Consider the following 21,956-nt stretch of genomic DNA (forward strand, 5'->3'; position numbering starts at 1 on the left):
TCCTTACCTAGACAGATTAAAATTATCATTTCAATTAGGCCGCCCATAGATAACCAGCAATGGTGTATCAGAATGGAAAATCATTTTTCTGGCAATTCCTGGATTAAACAAACGAGAAAATATATTTCGCTTATATGATGTCAATGTAATAATATCTATGTGATTAGTTTTAATATATTCATCCAAGCTATTAAGGAAATCATCATTCTTCACTACATCATAATGAATTTCCAATTGCGGATACTGTTTTTGGAAATACTCTTTAATGCCACCCAACTTTATCTCATTCCAAGTGTCTTTTACATCAGCTAAGTGTATTAAAGAAACTGAGAAACAAAATGGCTTTAAACTATTGATTAATGAATCAAAAGCTATCAAGTCGCGCTGGTCAAAATTCGTAATAAATGCAATACGTTTCACAGCGTTAAATTCTTTGAACGGTGTATTCTCCGGAATGGCTAAAACCGGTACGCGACTACGCTCGATAACTTCAGCGGTTACACTACCAATCAAATCAATATCTTTCTGATTCTTACCACGTGTTCCCATGATGATAATTCTCGGACGATTTTCTTTAGAATAGCGTAATATCTCTTCTTCTGGAATGCCTTCTCTCAATACGCAAGTGTATTTTATATCAGGAAACTCTCCGGATGTAACTTTAGCTTTTACTTTATCGGACAAAGCATTCAAATCCGAATGTACTTTCTGCAATATATTCCGGACATTCTCTTCATCACTCAACTGATAGTTAAAAACATCACCGTATGGCAATGAAGTCGCATAGATAGGTGTAAAATATACATGAAGCAAAACTACTTCAGCATCTATGTTTTTTGCAAAATTAAAACCGAACTCACATGCTTTCAATGAATAACTTGAAAAATCGACAGGAATCAAGACCTTATTACTGCCTTTCTCTATTTGGGGCATCTTCTCTCCCACTACTTCTTCGGACAACCATGCCGAGCTTTCCGTAATTTTCAAAGCATGCGGTAAGTCGCTTTCTTTTATACGAACACGCACACCGGAAGATACAACCGGCTGTATTTGATTTACATTATGAATGTAAGTCTCAATACCTTCATTTTCGAGAACATTCTTTAGTATTTGTGCCTTAGCATACGTAAGAATCGCTAATGTTACTAATTTATCTTCCATAAGTCGTCTATTATATTTATTTACAAAACAAACAAGAAATCCCAATTGTTTCTCAGCAATTGGGATCTTTCTTTACTTTCTTTTCTTAAGCCTGAACAGGTTCAGCAGTTTCACCTGCCATTTCATCTAAAATTTTTAAAGCCCGATCAAGAACGGTAGTATCATCAATCATTACTAAACCGCCATCCGGACCGGGTTCTAAGTGAATTCCAACACTTTTACCCTCCTTAAAGTTATGACCGCCAAAGAAATTTCTTACAGTGTCAACATTAAGTCCAAGTTCATCGGCTATTCTATGCATACTACCACTAGGTAATGAGTCTTTAATCTTACGGAGTTCATTAAATGTTATCGTTCTCATATTCATAAATTTAATGGTTAATACTTTGTTATTTCTTTATCACGCTATAAACTTAAGGAAAAAAAAAGATAAAACAAACTATTTATCTGTATTTTTCCATTATATGTTTAACATTCTCATAAATACAAAAAGAACCCGTATGAAGTAAAAGGAAATAGTTTCCTTTATTTCATACGGGCTTCTATATTTAGCAATGGATACTCTTAAATCACTTCTATCGCAGAAGCAGGAATCCACCCTACCTTACCATCTTCCAAGCGAATCTCTTTCCATTCGCGCATGGAATTATCTTTAATTTCAATTTTATGCCCTTCATGCAGAACGAATAAACCAGTACCACTTTCACTAGGAGTACTCCGTACTGTAACACTGGGAGACAAGACTATTGCATCATTCCTATCCAATAATTCACTTTTCTGCTCCGAAGCAAAAATATTACTTAATACAGTAAATACCAAAAATAGAATTCCCGCTATAAACCCGCTTTTTTTCCAGATAATCTGTTTGGAAAAAAAGAATAGGGAAAACGAGATAAGCAAAAGAATAAAAAACACAATACCTAATTTAGCCCAAGCATCTACACTTAAACAATTTGTCAACGACTTAATCCAAGCTACAAAAAATATATCAGGTACAGAAACTACCTTATCTATCGTCTTGGAACGTGCTATTTCCAAATTAGCGCGAATATCTGCATTGCCCGGTTGCAATAACAAAGCGCGTTCATAATTTAAAATTGCCTTTGCTATATCGTCTGCTTTATAATAGCTATTACCCAAATTATAATAAACTTCAGCGGCTTCACCTTTTTTCAATAAGCTCTCATATATTTGAATGGCAGAAGCATAATCATTACGCATATATGCACTGTCACCTTGTGCTTTCGTAACATTGTCAGCTGATTTAGTTGCAGAAAATTCCGTATGCGAACCTATAGACACAGAATCTTTGGCAGAAGCCGAAGTATCTGCCGTTCCTTGCGCCCAAACAGCTAATCCTATCAGTAGACCAAATGCTAAGGATATTACTTTCTTCATCATTATACCTCCTCCCAATTTAATGTTTTATAGAGTTTTCCATTTTACTGATAACTTCCAAAGAATCTGAATAAACTTTATCCATAGCCTGATTATCATCTCCGGGAGCAAAACGGGCAAACTCACAATTGTTCAATGCATCAAGGAAATCTTTTATCAGTGCATCATCAACACCGTAATTGCGAAGCTCTCCCTCGACATTATCTTTAGATAAACGTGAAACCGGAATACTCAATTTATCGCTAATATATCCCCACAATGCTTTCAATACTTCATCGTAAAATGCATCTTTCTTGTTATCTGCCAACAATTTCCCCGCTAACTTCATACGTTTCACAGCAACCTTATTTGCTTTCTTCGTACGCATTTTAGCAACATTGGCATTGGCTGCAATCTGTTTACGATAAACAATGAAGAACAGGACGAATGCAATGCCGGGCACTATGTAAAACAGCCAATAAGCCAAAGAACCGAAGAAGAAATCTCCTTTTTGGGAAAGAGTTACGTTATTCTGCTTGATATAACGTATGTCCTCATTCAAAACTTTCAAATCTTCTTTATTAGTAAAATTGGCAATAGTCTGAGCTGCATTACCACTTCCCTTTTCTACATGGAGTTCGTATTCCTCGGTCGTTAAAGTCTTGTATGTACGAGATTTAATATCGAAATAGCTGAACTTTACAGCAGGAATCTTATATGTTCCCGCATTACGGGGAATGGCAAGATACTCAATCACTTGACTGCCGGAGAGTCCGGCATTTGTCAAACGGAACTTATTATCAACCTTCGGGTCATAGACTTCAAAGTCTTCTGGGAATTTAACTTCCGGAGTAGAGATTAATTTCAGATTACCCGTACCCGAAATAACAAGCCTCACAGTAACAGCATCGTTTGTCTTAACATTCGTACTATTTATAGAAGAAGAAATACTGAATTCTCCCACTCCTCCGGAAAATCCCGAAGGCTTACCATCCGGTAAAGCTTTTACATCAACAACCAATTTAGGGGTCATTAATGTCTTCTTCACTTCTACGTAATTAGAACCTCCATTGAAGAAAGCTTCGAAAGGATCGTCCACATGAGTAACCTTGGCTATAGATGCATCAAAACGTGCCGCATCAATCGTTATTTTTCCCGGTTGTTGCGGAAATAATACAAATTGGCGGTATACGGTCGTCTGATAGTTTCTTCCTTTATAGTGTTCAAGACTCCATTTACGGTCATTAGGCAATTCGACTTCCTGAGAATGAAACCCTTTAAAATCGGGAAGTTTCACGTTGTCAAAACCTCTCAAATCTACTAAAGTATATATCTTATATGTTAACAAGAGAGCCTCTTGCTCATACAGGTTCGTCTTATTGGCAGTAGCTGTAATAAACAAATCGTTATTCGATACTGATGTTCCTGATGAAGCACGGCTTGCAGAACCACTTTGTCTTCCACTATTTCCGGAAGCCCCTCCATTTGTTCTATCAGCAGGAAGAACTTTTACGTACACAGAATTGGAAACCATCTGATTGCCCTCTGCCGTTATAGTAGCCTCGGGTATAGTAAAACTACCTTCAGCCGTAGCCATCAATATATAAGTAAATGTTATGCTACTTGTAGAGGTTGTCTGCCCATTGATAACTTGCACATTCTTTTGTTGTGAACGACTGGGACCCATCAGTACATCAAAACCTTTTATAGAAGGAGCCCGGAAATCTCTCACTTTCTGTGTGGTCACTGTATATGACAGCCTGAATTGATCACCTACTGCCACAACATCAGGTGCAGATGCAGTAAACGAAACCTTGCTATCTGCAAAAGCACGCAAACTGACTATCATCAGCACCATCCATAAGACAATTATTTTTCTCATATATTATTTCCTGTTATATTTATTACCAATCTTTTTCCAAACGACCACCTTGAATAACCTGCTGTTTCTTTACTTTATCCTGCACATCTTTTTCATCTTGCATCACAGAATTTAAAAGCTGTTCAGCATTCTCTTTAGACATCTCACTGTCCTTTTTCTGTGGTTGCGGCGGTTGTTGTTGGTCTTTATTCTGCTGTTGATCTTTATTTTGGTCCTTTTTATCCTCCTGCTGGTCCTGTTGCTGCTGTTTATTCTGGTCCTGGTTTTGCTGATTCTGCTGCTGGTCTTTCAGCATCTTTTGTGCCAAAGCCAAATTATAACGTGTTTCATCATCTTTCGGGTTATTACGTAATGACTGCTTATATGCTTCTACCGCTTTGCCATAATCTTTCTGTGATTGAAAAATCACCCCCATATTATGATAGATTTGCGCTAAATCATTCTTGTCCTTTTCTATTTTTGTAGCGGCAACATATTGTTCCATAGCCTCTTGCAGTTTATTCTGCTGAGCCAATGTATTCCCCAAATTAAACATTGAGACTGTAGACTGAGGATTCGTCTCCAAAGCTTTACGATAATTTACCTCCGCATCCACATACACGCTATCTTTAAAAAAACGGTTCCCTTTACGGATAAAAACACGTTCGGCTTTCTGAGCCGAAGCTGTAACTGCCATTAGCAGCAATAAAAAAAAGCTTATATATTTTTTCTGTAACATACGCATCATTTCTTATTGGAAAACAAATGAATATTACGGAACAGAGGGTTCTTGCGCTCCAATACCAGCATTTCTGCCAACAAAAGCAACAGAATAATCCATGCCACAGCCTGGAACTGCTCATTAAACTCTGTGTATACCTGTGTTTCCACATCAGCTTTCGCCATTTTATTAATTTCCCGGCTAATCGCCTTTTGAGCGCCATTTGTATTATCTACACGCACATAGATACCATTGCCCGCCTTAGCTATCTCCTGACACATCTGTTCGTTCAAACGGGTTACAATCACGTTCCCGTCACGGTCGCGACGATAATCATTTGTCCCTTCTGCCGGGATGGGAGCTCCCTCAGGCATACCTACGCCAAGAACATTCACCTGAATACCTTTTTCTGCGGCATCTTTAGCAGCTTCCACTGCACCACCTTCATGATTTTCACCATCAGTAATGACAATCACTGCACGCCCTACCCCCTCTTGCGGAGTAAAACTACGGGAGGCCAAATTAATGGCTGCCCCAATTGCTGTACCTTGTTTGGAAATCAATGAAGGATCTATAGACTCCAAAAACATCTTGGCTGATATATAATCGCTTGTAATAGGAAGCTGTGTAAATGCATCACCCGCAAAAACAATCATACCTACTTTATCATTCTCCATTTTATCCACCAACTGCGCTACAAGTCTCTTTGCCTTCTGCAAACGACTGGGCTGTACGTCTTGTGCCAGCATCGAATTGGAAATATCCAATGCAATCATCACTTCAACTCCCTGACGCTTCACTGTTTCCAGTTTAGAACCAAACTGTGGACGCGCCAACAATACAGAAAACAGACCGATAGCAACAAATACCATCCAAAACTTCACATCCGGACGATATTTGGATACGTCCGGCATCAACTGTGCCATCAGTTCCGGATCACCGAATTTACGGATATTCTTCCGTCTCCGATAATTGGAATACAAGTAGAAGGCTGCTAACAAGGGCAACAACAGCAACAAGTACAAATATGCAGGTTCTTCAAATCGAAACATTTCTTTATTTATTATTTTTACGATTTACTATTTACTAAACTTGTACAAGATACAATATCCTAAGAAAAAGGATGCGTATACTACGGTATCTTCTTCAATATTGAATTACGTAACAGAACTTCCAACAGCACACATAAGAAAGCTGCCAGAGCAAACCAGCGATACTCTTCCTGGCGCTTGCTGTATTCTTTTACGTTCAGTTTCGTTTTCTCCAGCTTATCTATTTCCTCGTATACCTCTTTCAACTTCGAATTGCTCGTAGCGCGAAAATAATTACCATCCGTTGTTCCGGCAATTTGTGTCAGGGTCTTTTCGTCAATCTCAACCGGCATATTGACATACTGCACAGTTCCACCTACCGGATAAGGATATGGAGCCATACCGTTAGTACCTACACCGATAGTATAAACACGGATACCGAAACTTTTAGCTATCTCGGCAGCCGTCAACGGAGAAATATCTCCTCTATTATTCGTGCCGTCTGTTAAAAGAATAATCACTTTCGATTTGGCTTTGCTGTCTTTCAGCCGGGTAACCGCATTGGCAATACCCATACCCACTGCCGTGCCATCCTCAATAAGACCACATTTTACGTCCTTTATCAAATTCAAAAGCACGGCGTGATCTACCGTCAACGGACATTGCGTAAAACTTTCTCCGGCGAATAGCGTGATGCCGACATTGTCATTCGGACGACCATTGATAAACTCTGCCGCCACATCCTTGGCCGCTTCCAGGCGATTCGGCTTCAAATCTTCAGCCAACATACTGGTGGAAACGTCTATGGCAAGCATTATATCAATACCCTCTATTTCACTATTCTGCCAGCTATCAGTAGTTTGCGGCCTGGCTAAAACGATAATAATCAAAGCTAAAGCTATTATCCTCAATGCAAATGGTGCATGCAGCAAGTAATTCTTATAGCTCTTAGGAGCATGCGCATATACACGAGCGTCTGAAATTTGAAGCGTGGCTTCACTATTCTTCCGCCTCATGATATACCATACTATATAAGGTATAAGCAACAGCAGCAAAAATAAATATTCAATATTGGCAAAAACCATGATATTTACAATTTTACAAATTATGATTTATGATTGAAGCGTATCTCCCTGCTTTTACTTTCAGGCAAAATAGTTATACAGCTCCAAACCTATATATATCAGTGAACCGGCAAGTGCTGCCGTTAAAGCAACGATACCTGCACCAAGCAGTATCTTGGTACGCAAGGAACGTTTTTCAATGATAGTAATTTCAGTAGGCTGCGGCTTGGCATTTTCATCTTCTTTTTCCTTTGTTTCATTGATAAAGTCAATCGCATTAATCAAATTTGCATCATTCTCATTCATCAGTGGATTATGTTTGGCAAACTTCACTAAATCCGCGGTTTGGAACAGGATACGCAAATCCGATATTGCATTTTTATCATTCATTTCCAATAGTTTATCAATGATTTCAGAGGAAGTCATTTCCAATGCATTGAAACCGAAACGGTCTTTTATATAAGTACGAATAGCATCTGTTAATTCTGTATAATACTCCTTCGATTGTCCTTTCTGCCATACTTTCTCACCTTTGATGCGTTCTATTTCCTGCATAGCCAACTGATGCGGCGGCAGTTTCGGTTCTACCTTCACCTTACGAATTATCGGTTTGTTATCGCGAATACGTTTCACAAGATAGATAAACAGCAACAGGAACGGCACAAACAATACAGCACAAGCGATAGACGTATACCAGTCTTCCCATGCAAAAGGTGCTTTCATTACGGGTTTAGGACCAAAAAACTGATCGGGATGCAACGTATCTACCGGCATGGAATACACTTTCAATGCCAAAGCTTTGGAGCGATATGCCTTATTATCAACAAGCACCTCCATCGGGGGCAAATAATATAATGCCGAGTCAAAGGAAGTTACGGTGTACTCCTGAGTTATCAACGAGCGCCTGCCGTCATTCAGCATCTGTGTATCGGGCTTGGCTATATCAACAATTTCCACTCCACGCACCAAAGTATCAGTATAGGCAGGAAGAATAGCGCGCTTATCAGTGTCCAATGAAACCTGAAGCTTAATCTTGGCCTGCTCCCCGATAAGGATTTGCAAGGAATCAATTGTAGCATCCACTGTCACCGACTGGGCTATTATCCTACCCGTCAATGCTGTCAACAGCGTTATCAGAAATAAATATCTTTTCATTCTCCGATTAGTTTCTTTTCGCAAATAAATTCATCAATGCTTTCACATAATCCTGGTCCGTACGTACTGACACATTATCTACATTGCTCTTAGTAAATGTATCATTCAGTTCCGTCTGCTTATTCACCCACCAATCACGATGAGCACGCCGTACGGCACGCGAAGAAGTATCAATCCATTGTTCGTGACCCGTTTCCGCATCTTTTATTTTCATCAGCCCCACAGCAGGTAACTCCTCTACACGGCGGTCGTATACCTGAATAGCCACAACATCATGCTTCCGATTGGCAATAGTCATGGCATTTTTAAAACTCTCCTGGTCGATGAAGTCCGATAAGACAAAAGCCGTACAACGACGCTTAATAACATTCGTAAGATACTCCAAGCCGAGACGGATATTGGTCCGGCGACTTTCCGGACGGAAATCAAGCAATTCGCGAATGATATATAGTATATGTTTACGTCCCTTCTTGGGTGGAATAAACTTTTCTATCCGGTCTGAAAAGAAGATGACACCGATTTTATCATTATTTTGAATGGCGGAAAAAGCCAATGTAGCAGCTATTTCCGTCACCATATCTTTCTTCATCTGCTTCACAGTACCGAACTCCAGACTACCGGAAACATCTACCAGCAACATTACAGTCAATTCACGTTCTTCTTCAAACACCTTCACAAAGGGTTTATGAAAACGAGCCGTTACATTCCAGTCTATGTCGCGTATATCGTCACCAAACTGATATTCACGCACTTCGGAAAAAGCCATACCTCTACCTTTGAAAGCCGAATGATACTGGCCCGCAAAAATATTATTGGACAATCCGCGCGTCTTTATCTCAATCTGACGGACTTTTTTTAATAAATCAGTTGTTTCCATTCAGTAATACATAAATAGTAAACAAATTGTTTACATTAGGGCACTTCAACCTTATTCAATATTTTGCTGACGATTTCATCCGAAGTCATATTACTTGCTTCAGCTTCATAAGTCAGACCGATGCGGTGGCGCAATACATCATGTGCCACGGCGCGCACATCTTCCGGGATAACATAGCCACGGCGTTTGATGAAAGCATAACTGCGTGCCGCCAATGCCAGATTGATAGATGCACGAGGGGAACCGCCGAATCCGATCATATCTTTCAGTTCTTTCAAATCATACTTCTCCGGATAACGGGTTGCAAATACAATATCGACAATATATTTTTCAATCTTTTCATCCAGATATACCTGACGTACGACCTTACGCGCTTCGATAATCTCGTCTGCTTTCAGAATAGGCTTTACATTCAGTCTTTCTCCGTTTATATTCTGGCGTATAATTAATTTTTCTTCTTCCAGTTTAGGATAGTCGATAACTACCTTCAGCATGAAACGGTCTACCTGCGCTTCAGGTAACGGATACGTACCCTCTTGTTCGATAGGATTCTGAGTTGCAAGCACCAAAAAAGGTTCAGGCAGTCTGAATGTTTCCTTACCTATGGTAACCTGGCGTTCCTGCATAGCTTCCAATAAAGCACTTTGCACCTTGGCCGGAGCACGGTTAATTTCATCGGCCAATACAAAATTGGCAAATACAGGTCCTTTCTTTACCTGAAAAGCTTCATCTTTCTGGCTGTAAACCATCGTACCGATAACGTCCGCCGGCAACAAGTCAGGTGTAAACTGAATACGGCTATATTGTGCATCAATCAATGAAGCCAGTGTTTTGATAGCCAATGTTTTTGCCAAACCGGGCACACCTTCCAACAACACATGTCCGTCAGACAACAAACCGATTAACAACGACTCTACCAGGTGCTTTTGTCCTACAATAACCTGGTCCATGCCCGTAGTAAGATTGGTAACGAAAGCACTTTGTCTTTCAATCCGCTCGTTCAATTCGCGGATATCAATTGTTTCAGCCATAAATCAATGTATTTTAATGTTTAATTTTTCGTTTTCGCCCGGCCATACACCGGTAATTATAATTCGTTTCCAAAAGTACGGGAATAAATTAACCATAGCAACTAATTTTTATTAAAAAACAATGTGAAACCTTTAGATTAAACTACTTTCATAGAGTTTAGAGCCTGTTTAATTTTGTTCAGCATTCTTTTCAAGAGTTCTTCTTTGAAAATATTTTTCTGTTTTTACTAAGAGCATAGCAGGCTATGTAACGGATAAAAAGAGGAAAACAGACCAGGAAGAAACTCAAATATTCTTGAAGAAAATACTTCTTCAAGAATATTTAAACAAGCTCTGAGTATTTAACAAAAAAGAAGCAGTATCTTTTTACTGCTTCTTCACTAATTTAGGTATCTTTATTGTTGTGCCCGCAGGTACATTATCCGGTTTTTTGATAACGTCCGGATTATGCTTTACTATATATGGATATAACGCTTTAGTTCCATAAAAACGAAGAGCCACTCTGGTCAATGTCTCACCCGGCTTTATCGTGTATGTCGCCTGCGTTCCTGCAATGGTATAATTGGTAGAATCGGGTACATACTCAACTTTCTTCTCTTTTTTCGGCTGGGAAGCAGATGTAGCGGCTGCCACCACAGGCTGTCTGACGGCAACCGGTGCTTCCTGCTGTTTTATTACAGGCTCAGCAATCAGCTTCTTCGACACAGTATCTTTTACGGCAATCACCACACTGTCCTTAACACCGACACTATCCATCAAGACCGTATTACCTGCCGCATTGCCAGCTTCATTGTCAGCGGTTTCCTCCACAGGTGATTCAGCCGATAATCCGTCAAACCAATCAGGATAATACAAATAAGCGACGGTTCCTGCACATAGCAATACCACAAGAGCCACGATGGCAATGAAGTATTTCATTGCGGAAGATTCAGCCGGGCCGGCAGTTTTGATAACCTCCACCCTCTCTTCATTAACTTCCTCCGAAGCCACAGTCTCCACAGGAACAACGGCTTCTTCTACAGGTTCCGGTTCGACAGGACTATCGATTTTCTCCGCAATCTCCGGTGTCTCAACCGCACTACCGGCAACCACTTCCGGCACAACATCTTCCACTTTCTGCTCCGTATCTTCATCTTCCTCACTGCCACTATCTACAGGGGTATCTTCTAAAACAGTACCTTCATTGAGCACTACTGTTTCAAAATGTGCAAACGGCTTATTGATAATATCTTTCAGAGCAGGCTCCGGAGTAAATGAGACTTTGGTATGGCCCTGTATCTCAAAGCGTTCCCCAGTATTGACATTTACACTCTCCCGGCTTTCCACATCAATCAGTTTAAAAGCGCCCAAGCCTTTAATCTTCACATACTTGTCTTTTTCCAACGCTTCTTCAATCAGTTGGAAAAACTCTTTCACAAAACTATCGGCATTCTTCTTGCTCATGCCATGCTTTTCAGCCAGCAAGTCAATCAGATCCTGTATGTTTAGTTTTTCATTCATAATATGGAAGATTTTAAAAGAAAGATCACTTAAACTTATCCTTTAGCAAAGTACTGGGTTTATAAGTTAACACCAGTTTAGGCGGAACCAGCATACGCTGTTTGGTTGTTGGATTTACGGATATACGTTCCGCTTTCTTTTTCACTTCGAATGTTCCAAAACCTTGTATGGAAATCATATTCCCTTCTTCCAGTTGCCGCGTCATATCCGACAGTAAAGAAGTAACCAACTCCGAAGTATCCTTCAAAGTATACCCTAACCTGCGTGACAATTCCGAAGTAAATTCTTTGTTATTCAAAATCCAAGCTTTAAAATTGTGAACTACTGTGCTATATTAGCAAATCTTCCCCACATACACAAGAAGTACGAAAGGAAATATTTAAATAATCCGTCCAAAAAGGTCGAAATCATCGGAATTTATTATCTCTACCTGATAAAAGCCACCAATCTCCAACGGTTCATCACCACATTCAATCAGCACTTCCGGGTCTACTTCGGGAGAATCGAACTCCGTACGTCCGATATAGTAATCACCTTCCAGACGGTCGATTATTACTCTCATCTGCCTGCCTACCTTTGCTGCGCTCAGTTCGGCAGAAATACCTTGCTGGATGGACATCAATTCATCCAACCGGGCTTGCTTTACTTCTTGAGGAATGCTGTCTTCGTAATGGGCAGCGGCATACGTACCTTCCTCCTCGGAATATGCAAATGCCCCCATTCTATCGAAGCGCACCTTGCGGACAAACTCCTTCAACTCTTCAAAGTCAGCTTCCGTTTCTCCTGGATGCCCCACCATAAGCGTAGTACGCAAATGAATTCCCGGCACTTCTTCCCGAAACTTTTCTATCAACCGATAAGTATCCTCTTTAGTAACATGACGGCGCATTTTCTCCAACATATTATCACTGATATGCTGCAAGGCAATATCCATATATTTACATACATTGGGACGCTCGCGCATTACGCGGAATAAATCCATCGGGAAATGAGCCGGATAAGCATAATGCAAACGTATCCATTCCACACCTGGAATTTCTGAGATTTTTTCAATTAATTGGGGCAACATCTGCCTCTTATATAAATCTACGCCATAATAGGTCAATTCCTGCGCAATAACCTGAAACTCTTTCACTCCGCGGGCCACAAGATACTTCACCTCGTCCAGGATTTCTTCCATAGGACGCGACACATGTCGGCCCGTAATAATAGGGATGGCACAATAAGAACATTTGCGGTCGCATCCTTCCGATATTTTCAGATAGGCATAATGCTGAGGAGTGGTCAGTGTACGCTCTATGTGCAGTTCATCATGGTATGCCTTACCCAAGTCCTGCAGCAACTCTTTCCAATTGAACTTACCATAAAATTTATCCACCTGAGGAATTTCAATTGCCAGTTCCTTCAGATAACGTTCCGAAAGGCAACCCATAACATAGAGTTTCTCCAACTCGCCTTCTTCCTTGGCCTGCGCAAATTCAAGAATCATATTGATGGACTCCTCTTTTGCATCGCCGATGAAACCACAGGTATTAATTACGGCAATCTCTCCTTTCGGATGCTCGGTATCATGCGTCACATGAAAGCCCGCTTCCTCCAGCTGGCGCATCAAATGCTCCGAGTCCACTAAATTTTTAGAGCAGCCTAATGTTATGATATCAATAGTTTTCCGTTTCATGCATTCCCTCCGAACAATGAATCGACAAACTCTTTTTTACGGAACACCTGCAAGTCCTCTATACCTTCTCCCAGACCGATGTACTTTACCGGAATCTTAAACTGGTCGGAGATTCCGATTACAACGCCGCCTTTAGCCGTTCCGTCCAGCTTGGTTACAGCCATTGCCGTAACCTCCGTTGCCAAAGTAAACTGCTTGGCCTGCTCAAATGCATTCTGTCCGGTGGAACCGTCCAAAACAAGCAATACCTCATTCGGAGCATCCGACACAACCTTCTTCATTACATTCTTAATTTTGGTCAGCTCGTTCATCAGACCCACTTTATTATGCAGACGTCCAGCGGTATCTATAATCACCACATCGGCATTATTGGCTACTGCTGAACTCAAAGTATCAAATGCCACAGAAGCAGGGTCAGCACCCATTTTCTGTTTAATGACGGGAACCCCCACACGTTCTCCCCAGATAACCAGCTGCTCCACCGCCGCTGCACGGAAAGTATCGGCAGCACCCAGATAAACGGATTTGCCGGCTTTCTTAAACTGATAAGCCAGTTTGCCTATAGTCGTGGTTTTTCCTACACCATTCACTCCCACTACCATAATCACGTATGGCTTCTTCGTAACAGGAGTTTCAAAGTCGTCCACATCATCCGAGTTGTTCTCTGTGAGCAAAGCAGCGATTTCATCGCGCAGAATCACATTCAGCTCCTTCGCATTCATATATTTCTCGTCTGCGGCACGCTTCTCGATACGTTCTATAATCTTCAACGTAGTTTCTACGCCCACATCCGAAGTAATCAACACCTCTTCCAGATTATCCAGCACCTCATCATCCACTTTCGATTTACCGGCTATAGCACGGGCAATCTTCCCGAACACACTCTCTTTTGTTTTAGATAATCCTTTATCTAATGTTTCCTTCTTTTCTTTTGAGAAAAAACTAAAAAATCCCATAGTCTACTTTTTTGTACAATACATTATGCCACAAAGATATAACAAAATTAACAAATAATAAAAGCCGAAACGATTTAATAGCAAAAAAAATCCCCCCGCCGCTATATCGGCGAGAGGAGCTTTATAAGTAATCAGTGCCTTGCAGCAACTGCATTTATCTTATTTCTTGAAAAAGTCCTGTACTTTTTCGTTAGGAACCATTTGCTCATCGAAGATGTAAGCACCGGTCTTCGGAGACTTAACCATCTTGATAACCTTCGTATAAGCACGACCTTCCTTAGAACCATCGTGCAAACTTGCTACTGTTTTCTTTGCCATGGGTTATACTATTATTATTTAATTTCCTTGTGTACTGTTACTCTCTTCAGAATCGGGTTGTATTTCTTCAACTCCAGTCTCTCGGTAGTGTTCTTTCTGTTCTTCGTTGTAATGTAACGAGAAGTTCCCGGCATACCGCTATCCTTGTGTTCTGTGCATTCCAGAATCACCTGTACTCTGTTACCTTTTGCTTTCTTTGCCATAATCAGTTATTCTCCTCTACTTTTAGCCAATTACTTTAATGCTTTTCCAATCACAATAACCCTTAGCTACTGCATCCTTCAAAGCAGCATCCAAACCTTTTTTGTTAATAATGCGCAGACCGTTGGCGCAAATGCTCAGACTGATCCAGCAGTCCTGTTCTACATAATAGAATTTCTTGTTAAACAAGTTCAAATCAAAGGTTCTTTTTGTTCTTCTCTTTGAGTGTGAAACATTGTTGCCAATCATGGCTTTCTTTCCGGTAATTTGACAAATCTTCGACATTTCTATCTTTATTTTATAGTTTTTATCTATACTTATTTCAAACAGAGCGCAAAGTAAGCACTTTTATCGTTACGAAACAAGTTTTTCCTAAAATAATTCGTTGCACGAGAATATTTTTTCCTCATTTCAGCATACTACAGAGCATAAACAGCGCATTTTGAATAGCCGACTGTACATTTTCCGCCCTTCCGCGATCGCCTTCCTGCTTCATGGTTACAATTTCGTTTTTGCAGGCAGCCGCTATCCACACAGTACCTACCGGTTTCTCCGGTGTACCGCCACCGGGGCCGGCAATTCCCGAAGTGGCAACCGCGCAATCCGTTTTCAACGTTTTCATCGCACCTTTCACCATTTCAACAACCGTCTCCCTGCTCACTGCACCGTGCTGCGCCAGCGCCTCGACAGAAACATGGAGCAAATCCGCCTTTATTTCGTTGGAATACGCCACAATTCCGCCTTTAAAATACTCCGAGCTCCCCGGAACCGAAGTTATCAAGGCAGCTATTCCGCCACCGGTACAACTTTCAGCGGTGGAAAGGGAGAAATTCTTTGCTTTCAGCAGTTCCCCTACCTTCTCTTCCGTCTTCATACCTTATTATATATATGCAATATACTTTTTCCTTATAAAGTGACACGCGAATAAGCCGGCGCTTCCATCGGACAGAAATCCTTATCCAGATACTTGAAGTATCCGGTTATGGCAATCATTGCAGCATTATCCGTTGTATAGCTGAATTTGGGAATGAAAATATTCCATCCATACTTCTCAGCATGTTCGCGGAATGAATTTCGCAGACCATTGTTTGCCGATACACCACCTGCAACGGCCACATCCTTTATCTTGTACTGTTTTGCCGCTTTACGCAACTTATCCATCAGAATATCGACAACAGTAGCTTCCAGCGACGCTGCCAGGTCTGTCTTGTGATGTTCGATGAAATCGGGGTCATCCTTTATCCAGTCGCGCAAGGAATACAGAAACGAAGTCTTCAAGCCGCTGAAGCTGTAATCCAGTCCGGGAATATGCGGTTTGCTGAAAGTAAAGGCTTTAGGATTTCCCTGGCGGGCAAGCCGGTCGATAATCGGTCCGCCGGGATAGCCCAGCCCCATAACTTTGGAGCATTTGTCGATGGCTTCACCTGCAGCATCATCAATTGTCTGCCCCAGGATTTCCATGTCGTTGTAGGCCTTTACTAAAATAATCTGAGAGTTACCACCGGAAACCAGCAGGCAAAGGAAAGGAAATTCCGGCTGCACGTTTTCTTCACCTTCCGCTTTAATAAAATGAGCTAATACATGTCCGGTCAAGTGATTGACATCTATCATAGGTATCCCCAACGCACGGGCGAACCCTTTGGCAAAGGACACACCCACCAGCAAAGACCCCATCAGCCCCGGACCGCGCGTAAACGCCACGGCACTTAATTCTTCCTTGGTAACTCCGGCACGTTTCAAAGCCTCGTGCACCACCGGCACTATATTCTGTTGATGCGCACGCGAAGCCAGTTCGGGCACTACCCCACCATAAGCTTCGTGAACAGCCTGACTGGCAACGACATTCGACAGCAGGTAGCCATCCTTGATAACCGCTGCGGAAGTGTCATCACATGAAGATTCAATTCCTAAGATTATTGTACTCATAGTGTTTATTTACGTTTAAACGCTACAAAAGTAGTGATAAAAGTAGTATCCATAACGTATTATTTCATATTTTTGTTGGCTGAATTAAAAAAATAACCGCCTATCAGAACGCTGAAAACGACAGTACGCTGGATAATCGGTATAGTGTTAGGACTCTATATCGGAATAATTTTGCTGCTGAACATTCCTTATGTCCAGCACCGCATGTCTGTACTCGTTGCCAAGGAGCTGAGCACCGTATTAGGTAGCGAGCTCACAGTAGGGCGGATAAACATAGGACTGCTGAACCGGATTATCATCGACGACCTGGTGCTGAACGACCAATCGGGAAAAGAGTTGCTGAAAATAGGCCGTCTGTCCGCTAAGTTCGAGATACTGCCGCTGTTCAGCGGAAAGATATCCATCGGTAACGTACAGCTTTTCAGTTTCAATGCCAATCTGGAAAGACCTACTCCCCAGGCAAGCACCAACTTCCAATTCGTGCTCGATGCTTTCGCTTCCAAAGACACCGTCAAGAAGAAGAGCAATCTGGACCTGCGCATCAACTCACTCCTGATACGACGCGGAAAGGTATCTTACGATGTGTTGTCAGCCGAAAGCACTCCGGGCAAGTTCAACCCGCAACACATCCGCCTGTCCAACATTCTTGCCAACATCTCGCTGAAAGCGCTCCAGAACGACTCGGTCAACGCTGCCATCAAGCGGATGAGCGTTGAAGAGGAGCACTCCGGCTTCGAACTGAAAAAGCTAAGTCTGAAGATAATAGCCAACGACCGGAAGATGCGGATAGAGAACTTCGCCATAGATTTGCCCAACACCTCTTTGGCAATGGATACCATCCGTATGGAATACGACAGCCTGGAATCACTCGGCCATTTCACCGATGATGTCCGTTTCTCGTTCCGTATGCTGCCTTCGGAAGTAGCATTACAGGATATATCGGCATTCGTGCCTGCCTTCAAGCCCTTCAAGGAAAAGTTGAAGTTGGAAATGGAAGCCGCCGGAACGGTCAACCGGCTCAACTGCCCGAAACTGCTTATCTCTTCCAACGATCACTTCCTGCTGAAAGGCAATGTATCCCTGCAGGATCTGTCTCATCCGCAAGATGCATACATATTCGGCAATCTGTCCAATTTATATGCCGACCCGGACGGCATTGCATTCTTTGTACGCAACCTGAGTAAAGATTACAAAGGAGTTCCTCCGGTATTGCAGAATCTGGGCACGGTATCTTTCCGTGGAGAGATTTCCGGATACTTCACGGACCTGGTGACCTATGGCGAAGTCCGCACGGATATAGGCACCATCAAGACAGATGTCAAACTCAGTTCCGACAAAGACAAAGGCTATTTCGCTTATTCGGGTGCGGTAAAGACAACCGGATTCGAACTGGGCAGGATGCTGAACAACGACAAGCTTGGAAAAGTCACCTTCAACATGGACGTCAAAGGCAATCATTATGCCCAAAGATATCCCGCCATTACCATGAAAGGGCTGGTGGCATCCATAGACTACAGTGACTATACTTACGAAAACATCACTTTGGACGGAGAGTATAAGCAAGGCGGCTTCAACGGTAACGTATCGCTCAACGACGAAAACGGAGCCATACAACTGAACGGCTCTATCAATACTGCCGGCAAGACACCCACCTTCAACTTCCGTGCCGCTATCGACCATTTCCGCCCTAACACCCTGCACCTCACACCCAAATACAAGGACACGGAATTGGCCGTAAAAATAAAAGCCGACTTCACCGGTAGCTCCATCAACGACATGAACGGTGAAATCAACGTCGACAGTCTCCAATACATCGCTCCGGAACAGAACTTCTTCATGGACAACCTGCGGATTTCTGCCACTCAGAGCGATGAGCGCCAGAAACGGCTGACTATCAGTTCCAACTTCCTGCGCGGTACTATCGAAGGCGACTATTCCTATCAGACATTACCCGCCAGCGTGCTCAACATCATGCGGCGTTACATTCCGGCTCTGATACAGCCCGCCAGAAAACCGCAGAAAACAGAAAACAATTTCCATTTCGACCTCCATATCTACGATACAGAGATACTCTCCACCGTATTCCAGATACCGCTGAAAGTATATACCCACTCTACTCTGAAGGGCTATTTCAACGACAAAGCGCAACGGTTGCGCGTAGAGGGGTACTTTCCACGGCTGAGTTACGGCGGAAAGTTCTTTGAGTCGGGTGTGGTTCTCTGCGAAAATCCGGGTGAACAGTTCCAGGCAAAAGTCCGCTTCACCAACCGGAAAACAACCGGTGCGGTAAACGTAGCCCTCGAAGCCAAGGCAAAGGACGACCGGATACAAACCATATTCAACTGGGGAAACAGCAGCGCTGTAACTTACAGCGGCAAGATAGCGGCTCTCACTCAATTCGTCCGCAACTCTTCCCAAGAAGCTGGCAACGACAAAATACACACAAAATCCTCCCGCCAAGCCCAAAAAGAGAAACCCGCCCTGAAAACGATTGTCAACGTACAGGAAACGAACGTAATCCTCAACGACACCGTATGGAAGATACACCCTTCGCAAATCGTGGTCGACTCGGGCAAAGTGCACGTCAACAATTTCTACTTCAGCCATAAAGAGCGTCACTTGCAAATCAACGGAACCGTATCCGAACAACCTCAGGACACCGTACGCCTGAACCTGAAAGAGATAAACATAGGATACGTATTCGATATAGCCGACCTGGGTGTCAACTTCAAAGGTGAGGCCACTGGCCCGGCATATGCCAGCGGAATACTTAAAAAGCCGGTAATGAGTACCGACCTCTTCATACGCAACCTCGGCTTGAACGAGGGTCTTTTAGGCGATGCCAACATACACGGCGAATGGCATCACGACGTGAAAGGCATCTACCTGGATGCCCGTATCCGCGAGAAAGACATTGCCAAAAGCCATGTATACGGATACATCTACCCCATAAAACCCACCAGTGCGCTCGACTTGCAAATCGAAGCCGACAGCACCAACCTGAAGTTCATCCACCACTACATGCAGAGCATCACCCCCGAATTCAACGGGCGTGCCAGCGGCCACGTACATTTCTACGGCAAGTTCAAGGCGCTGACAATGGAAGGTCGCGTATTCGGTGACGCCTCCCTCAAGGTAGATGTACTCAACACTACTTTCTCCCTGAAAGACAGCATACTTATCGAACCGGGCGGACTTACTTTCCGCAACAACCGCATCTTCGATACGCAAGGGCATCAGGGCAGAGCCAACGGTTACCTGCACTACCGGCATTTCAAGGATTTGGAATACCGCTTCCGGTTCGATGTGGACAATATGCTGGTTATGAACACCAAAGAATCACCCGACTTCCCCTTCTACGGCACGGTGTATGGCACAGGCAACGCCACCATTGCCGGCAATGCGGCAGACGGGGTGAATATCGACGTGGCAATGACCACCAACCGCAACACCAACTTCACTTATATGAAAGAAGGTGTCGCCTCGGCAGTGAGCAACCAGTTCATACGCTTCGTAGACAAGACACCGCGCCGCGTACTTCAGGATTCCATCATGCTGATGTCCGAATACGAGCAGGCGCAGAAAGAAGTCATGGAAAAGGAAAGTGACACCGACATACGACTGAATCTCCTGATAGACGCAACTCCGGACGCCACCATGAAAATCATCATGGACCCCATTGCAGGTGACTACATCAGCGGTAAAGGAACGGGGAATATCCGCACCGAATTCTACAATAAAGGAGATGTGAAAATGTTCGGTAGTTACCGCATCAGCCAGGGAGTTTATAAATTCAGCCTGCAGGAAGTTATCCGCAAGGACTTCATCATCAAAGACGGAAGTACCATCACCTTTAACGGCGCGCCGCTCAATGCCACCCTCGACATCCAGGCAGGCTATCTTGTAAACTCCGCTTCGCTGAACGACCTCGTTCCCGATGCCGGCAATTACGTCAACCAGACCAACATCAAGGTTAACTGCCTCATGGCGCTGACCGGACAGCTCACCTCACCGGACATCAAAATGAGCCTGGAGCTGCCCAACGAACGCGACGAAGTACAGGCGTTGGTACGGAATTATATCCCTACGGACGAGCAGATGAACATGCAGATACTCTACCTTTTAGGTATCGGCAAGTTCTATACTCCGGAGAATGTAGACGCCACCGGCAACTCCAACATGATGTCGAGCGTGCTCTCTTCTACCCTTTCCGGACAACTGAACAATGCACTCTCGCAGATTATCGACAGCAATAACTGGAACTTCGGCACAAACTTCAGTACCGGAGAAAAAGGCTGGACGGACATGGAGTTCGAGACAATGCTTTCCGGGCAACTGCTGAATAACCGCCTGCTCATAAACGGTAACTTCGGCTATCGCGAGAATCCGATGGCGAACACCAACTTCGTAGGTGACTTCCAAGCCGAATGGCTCGTAAACCGTTCCGGCGATATCCGTCTGAAAGCTTATAACGAAACCAACGACCGCTATTACACCAAGACCAACCTCACCACTCAGGGTATAGGCATCATCTTCAAGAAGGATTTCAACAAATGGAATGAACTGCTCTTTTGGAACAAGTGGAAGTTGAAAAGGCTGAAAAGAAAACAAGCGGAGAAGAATACGTCCGCTCCGGACAGTATCCCTCAAAAGAAATCCCGCCCGGAAGCACAATCCAAACGGGAAAGGGAAGAATGAGTGCATGCTTTCTTTTAAAACAGATGGTCTGTATGGTGTAAACAGACCATCTGTTTGTACCGTACAGACCATCTGTTTCACTCCGACAGACCATGCGTTTACTTCCTATACACTATCTTAAACTACTTTTGGCATGAACAACGCTCCTGACGTCTCGGCGTGCACCCATAAAAACGGTTCTTCAAGGAAGGAACCAATGTAGCGATACGCTTGGTGTGTCCGTACCTGCAAAGAGAGGATGTAAAGCCTCTGCGAAGCCGGAACATTGTCCGCAAGCAAACAAATTCCAATAAAATGCAATATATTATATCGCGTGCAGCAATGGCGCACGCAAAGACTGTAAATATTATAAAGCCAACAGATTATGAAAGATTTAACAACCTTTACGCTTTCAGTCATAC

At 43.0% G+C, this 21,956-nt stretch carries 20 protein-coding genes; 1 reads left to right on the plus strand and 19 read right to left on the minus strand.

What is annotated here, in order from left to right; genetic code table 11:
• Nucleotides 1-30: 30 nt before the first annotated feature.
• The 19 genes from AB5903_RS13930 to tsaD form a co-directional block, all read right to left on the minus strand.
• Nucleotides 31-1,161 (minus strand): universal stress protein, encoded by a 1,131-nt coding sequence (locus AB5903_RS13930; RefSeq protein WP_005654246.1) that lies wholly within the window; start codon nt 1,159-1,161, stop codon nt 31-33.
• Nucleotides 1,162-1,246: 85 nt separating this feature from the next.
• Entirely contained in the window at nt 1,247-1,528 is a 282-nt protein-coding gene (locus AB5903_RS13935; RefSeq protein WP_005654248.1) for a hypothetical protein, read from the minus strand.
• Nucleotides 1,529-1,725: 197 nt separating this feature from the next.
• Nucleotides 1,726-2,562 (minus strand): tetratricopeptide repeat protein, encoded by an 837-nt coding sequence (locus AB5903_RS13940; protein ID WP_195658576.1) that lies wholly within the window; start codon nt 2,560-2,562, stop codon nt 1,726-1,728.
• Between the two features lie 16 nt (nt 2,563-2,578).
• Nucleotides 2,579-4,420 (minus strand): BatD family protein, encoded by a 1,842-nt coding sequence (locus AB5903_RS13945; protein ID WP_368117953.1) that lies wholly within the window; start codon nt 4,418-4,420, stop codon nt 2,579-2,581.
• Between the two features lie 22 nt (nt 4,421-4,442).
• Complete coding sequence (locus AB5903_RS13950; RefSeq protein ID WP_272710754.1) at nt 4,443-5,147, minus strand: tetratricopeptide repeat protein; 705 nt, start codon at nt 5,145-5,147, stop codon at nt 4,443-4,445.
• Nucleotides 5,144-6,172, minus strand: coding sequence for a VWA domain-containing protein (locus AB5903_RS13955; RefSeq protein WP_016662871.1), 1,029 nt, complete (start codon nt 6,170-6,172; stop codon nt 5,144-5,146). Before AB5903_RS13955 ends, AB5903_RS13950 begins: the two co-directional genes overlap by 4 nt.
• Nucleotides 6,173-6,252: 80 nt before the next feature.
• Nucleotides 6,253-7,236 (minus strand): VWA domain-containing protein, encoded by a 984-nt coding sequence (locus tag AB5903_RS13960; protein ID WP_005654262.1) that lies wholly within the window; start codon nt 7,234-7,236, stop codon nt 6,253-6,255.
• A gap of 60 nt (nt 7,237-7,296) precedes the next feature.
• Complete coding sequence (locus AB5903_RS13965) at nt 7,297-8,370, minus strand: BatD family protein (protein ID WP_005654264.1); 1,074 nt, start codon at nt 8,368-8,370, stop codon at nt 7,297-7,299.
• 7 nt (nt 8,371-8,377) lie between these two features.
• On the minus strand, nt 8,378-9,247 hold the full coding sequence (locus AB5903_RS13970) for a DUF58 domain-containing protein (RefSeq protein ID WP_117667357.1): 870 nt from the start codon (nt 9,245-9,247) through the stop codon (nt 8,378-8,380).
• Nucleotides 9,248-9,282: 35 nt separating this feature from the next.
• Complete coding sequence (locus tag AB5903_RS13975; protein WP_117740717.1) at nt 9,283-10,278, minus strand: MoxR family ATPase; 996 nt, start codon at nt 10,276-10,278, stop codon at nt 9,283-9,285.
• Between the two features lie 366 nt (nt 10,279-10,644).
• Complete coding sequence (locus tag AB5903_RS13980) at nt 10,645-11,778, minus strand: HU family DNA-binding protein (RefSeq protein ID WP_117667359.1); 1,134 nt, start codon at nt 11,776-11,778, stop codon at nt 10,645-10,647.
• A 25-nt stretch (nt 11,779-11,803) separates the two neighbouring features.
• Nucleotides 11,804-12,076, minus strand: a complete 273-nt coding sequence (locus AB5903_RS13985) for an HU family DNA-binding protein (protein WP_016662867.1) — start codon at nt 12,074-12,076, stop codon at nt 11,804-11,806.
• A gap of 81 nt (nt 12,077-12,157) precedes the next feature.
• Nucleotides 12,158-13,456: a 30S ribosomal protein S12 methylthiotransferase RimO gene (gene rimO / locus AB5903_RS13990; protein WP_117740718.1), complete on the minus strand. Its 1,299-nt coding sequence runs from the start codon at nt 13,454-13,456 to the stop codon at nt 12,158-12,160.
• Nucleotides 13,453-14,412 carry a signal recognition particle-docking protein FtsY gene (gene ftsY / locus AB5903_RS13995; protein WP_117667363.1) on the minus strand — a complete coding sequence of 320 codons (960 nt, stop codon included), beginning with the start codon at nt 14,410-14,412 and terminating at the stop codon, nt 13,453-13,455. Before ftsY ends, rimO begins: the two co-directional genes overlap by 4 nt.
• A gap of 159 nt (nt 14,413-14,571) precedes the next feature.
• Nucleotides 14,572-14,730: a DUF4295 domain-containing protein gene (locus tag AB5903_RS14000; RefSeq protein WP_005654275.1), complete on the minus strand. Its 159-nt coding sequence runs from the start codon at nt 14,728-14,730 to the stop codon at nt 14,572-14,574.
• A gap of 14 nt (nt 14,731-14,744) precedes the next feature.
• Nucleotides 14,745-14,933: a 50S ribosomal protein L33 gene (gene rpmG, locus AB5903_RS14005; RefSeq protein WP_002560155.1), complete on the minus strand. Its 189-nt coding sequence runs from the start codon at nt 14,931-14,933 to the stop codon at nt 14,745-14,747.
• A 22-nt stretch (nt 14,934-14,955) separates the two neighbouring features.
• Nucleotides 14,956-15,216: a 50S ribosomal protein L28 gene (gene rpmB / locus AB5903_RS14010; RefSeq protein WP_004291052.1), complete on the minus strand. Its 261-nt coding sequence runs from the start codon at nt 15,214-15,216 to the stop codon at nt 14,956-14,958.
• Nucleotides 15,217-15,337: 121 nt separating this feature from the next.
• Nucleotides 15,338-15,805 carry a CinA family protein gene (locus AB5903_RS14015; RefSeq protein WP_272709478.1) on the minus strand — a complete coding sequence of 156 codons (468 nt, stop codon included), beginning with the start codon at nt 15,803-15,805 and terminating at the stop codon, nt 15,338-15,340.
• Nucleotides 15,806-15,837: 32 nt separating this feature from the next.
• Nucleotides 15,838-16,857: a tRNA (adenosine(37)-N6)-threonylcarbamoyltransferase complex transferase subunit TsaD gene (gene tsaD, locus AB5903_RS14020; RefSeq protein ID WP_005654333.1), complete on the minus strand. Its 1,020-nt coding sequence runs from the start codon at nt 16,855-16,857 to the stop codon at nt 15,838-15,840.
• A 204-nt stretch (nt 16,858-17,061) separates the two neighbouring features.
• On the opposite strand from tsaD, the gene AB5903_RS14025 reads away from it, so the two are divergent.
• Nucleotides 17,062-21,555 (plus strand): translocation/assembly module TamB domain-containing protein, encoded by a 4,494-nt coding sequence (locus AB5903_RS14025; RefSeq protein ID WP_034536297.1) that lies wholly within the window; start codon nt 17,062-17,064, stop codon nt 21,553-21,555.
• Nucleotides 21,556-21,956: the final 401 nt, after the last annotated feature.

The sequence above is a fragment of the Bacteroides sp. 2201st1_D9_2201SCRN_220225 genome (genome assembly GCF_040928965.1).
Taxonomy (GTDB): Bacteria; Bacteroidota; Bacteroidia; order Bacteroidales; family Bacteroidaceae; genus Bacteroides; species Bacteroides stercoris.

What these genes read in the sequence shown, in the direction of transcription:
- AB5903_RS13930 (WP_005654246.1), bottom strand. Translation starts at nt 1,161, where the DNA reads ATGGAAGATAAATTAGTAACATTAGCGATTCTTACGTATGCTAAGGCA.
- AB5903_RS13935 (WP_005654248.1), bottom strand. Translation starts at nt 1,528, where the DNA reads ATGAATATGAGAACGATAACATTTAATGAACTCCGTAAGATTAAAGAC.
- AB5903_RS13940 (WP_195658576.1), bottom strand. Translation starts at nt 2,562, where the DNA reads ATGATGAAGAAAGTAATATCCTTAGCATTTGGTCTACTGATAGGATTA.
- AB5903_RS13945 (WP_368117953.1), bottom strand. Translation starts at nt 4,420, where the DNA reads ATGAGAAAAATAATTGTCTTATGGATGGTGCTGATGATAGTCAGTTTG.
- AB5903_RS13950 (WP_272710754.1), bottom strand. Translation starts at nt 5,147, where the DNA reads ATGATGCGTATGTTACAGAAAAAATATATAAGCTTTTTTTTATTGCTG.
- AB5903_RS13955 (WP_016662871.1), bottom strand. Translation starts at nt 6,172, where the DNA reads ATGTTTCGATTTGAAGAACCTGCATATTTGTACTTGTTGCTGTTGTTG.
- AB5903_RS13960 (WP_005654262.1), bottom strand. Translation starts at nt 7,236, where the DNA reads ATGGTTTTTGCCAATATTGAATATTTATTTTTGCTGCTGTTGCTTATA.
- AB5903_RS13965 (WP_005654264.1), bottom strand. Translation starts at nt 8,370, where the DNA reads ATGAAAAGATATTTATTTCTGATAACGCTGTTGACAGCATTGACGGGT.
- AB5903_RS13970 (WP_117667357.1), bottom strand. Translation starts at nt 9,247, where the DNA reads ATGGAAACAACTGATTTATTAAAAAAAGTCCGTCAGATTGAGATAAAG.
- AB5903_RS13975 (WP_117740717.1), bottom strand. Translation starts at nt 10,278, where the DNA reads ATGGCTGAAACAATTGATATCCGCGAATTGAACGAGCGGATTGAAAGA.
- AB5903_RS13980 (WP_117667359.1), bottom strand. Translation starts at nt 11,778, where the DNA reads ATGAATGAAAAACTAAACATACAGGATCTGATTGACTTGCTGGCTGAA.
- rimO (WP_117740718.1), bottom strand. Translation starts at nt 13,456, where the DNA reads ATGAAACGGAAAACTATTGATATCATAACATTAGGCTGCTCTAAAAAT.
- ftsY (WP_117667363.1), bottom strand. Translation starts at nt 14,412, where the DNA reads ATGGGATTTTTTAGTTTTTTCTCAAAAGAAAAGAAGGAAACATTAGAT.
- AB5903_RS14000 (WP_005654275.1), bottom strand. Translation starts at nt 14,730, where the DNA reads ATGGCAAAGAAAACAGTAGCAAGTTTGCACGATGGTTCTAAGGAAGGT.
- rpmG (WP_002560155.1), bottom strand. Translation starts at nt 14,933, where the DNA reads ATGGCAAAGAAAGCAAAAGGTAACAGAGTACAGGTGATTCTGGAATGC.
- rpmB (WP_004291052.1), bottom strand. Translation starts at nt 15,216, where the DNA reads ATGTCGAAGATTTGTCAAATTACCGGAAAGAAAGCCATGATTGGCAAC.
- AB5903_RS14015 (WP_272709478.1), bottom strand. Translation starts at nt 15,805, where the DNA reads ATGAAGACGGAAGAGAAGGTAGGGGAACTGCTGAAAGCAAAGAATTTC.
- tsaD (WP_005654333.1), bottom strand. Translation starts at nt 16,857, where the DNA reads ATGAGTACAATAATCTTAGGAATTGAATCTTCATGTGATGACACTTCC.
- AB5903_RS14025 (WP_034536297.1), top strand. Translation starts at nt 17,062, where the DNA reads ATGTCTGTACTCGTTGCCAAGGAGCTGAGCACCGTATTAGGTAGCGAG.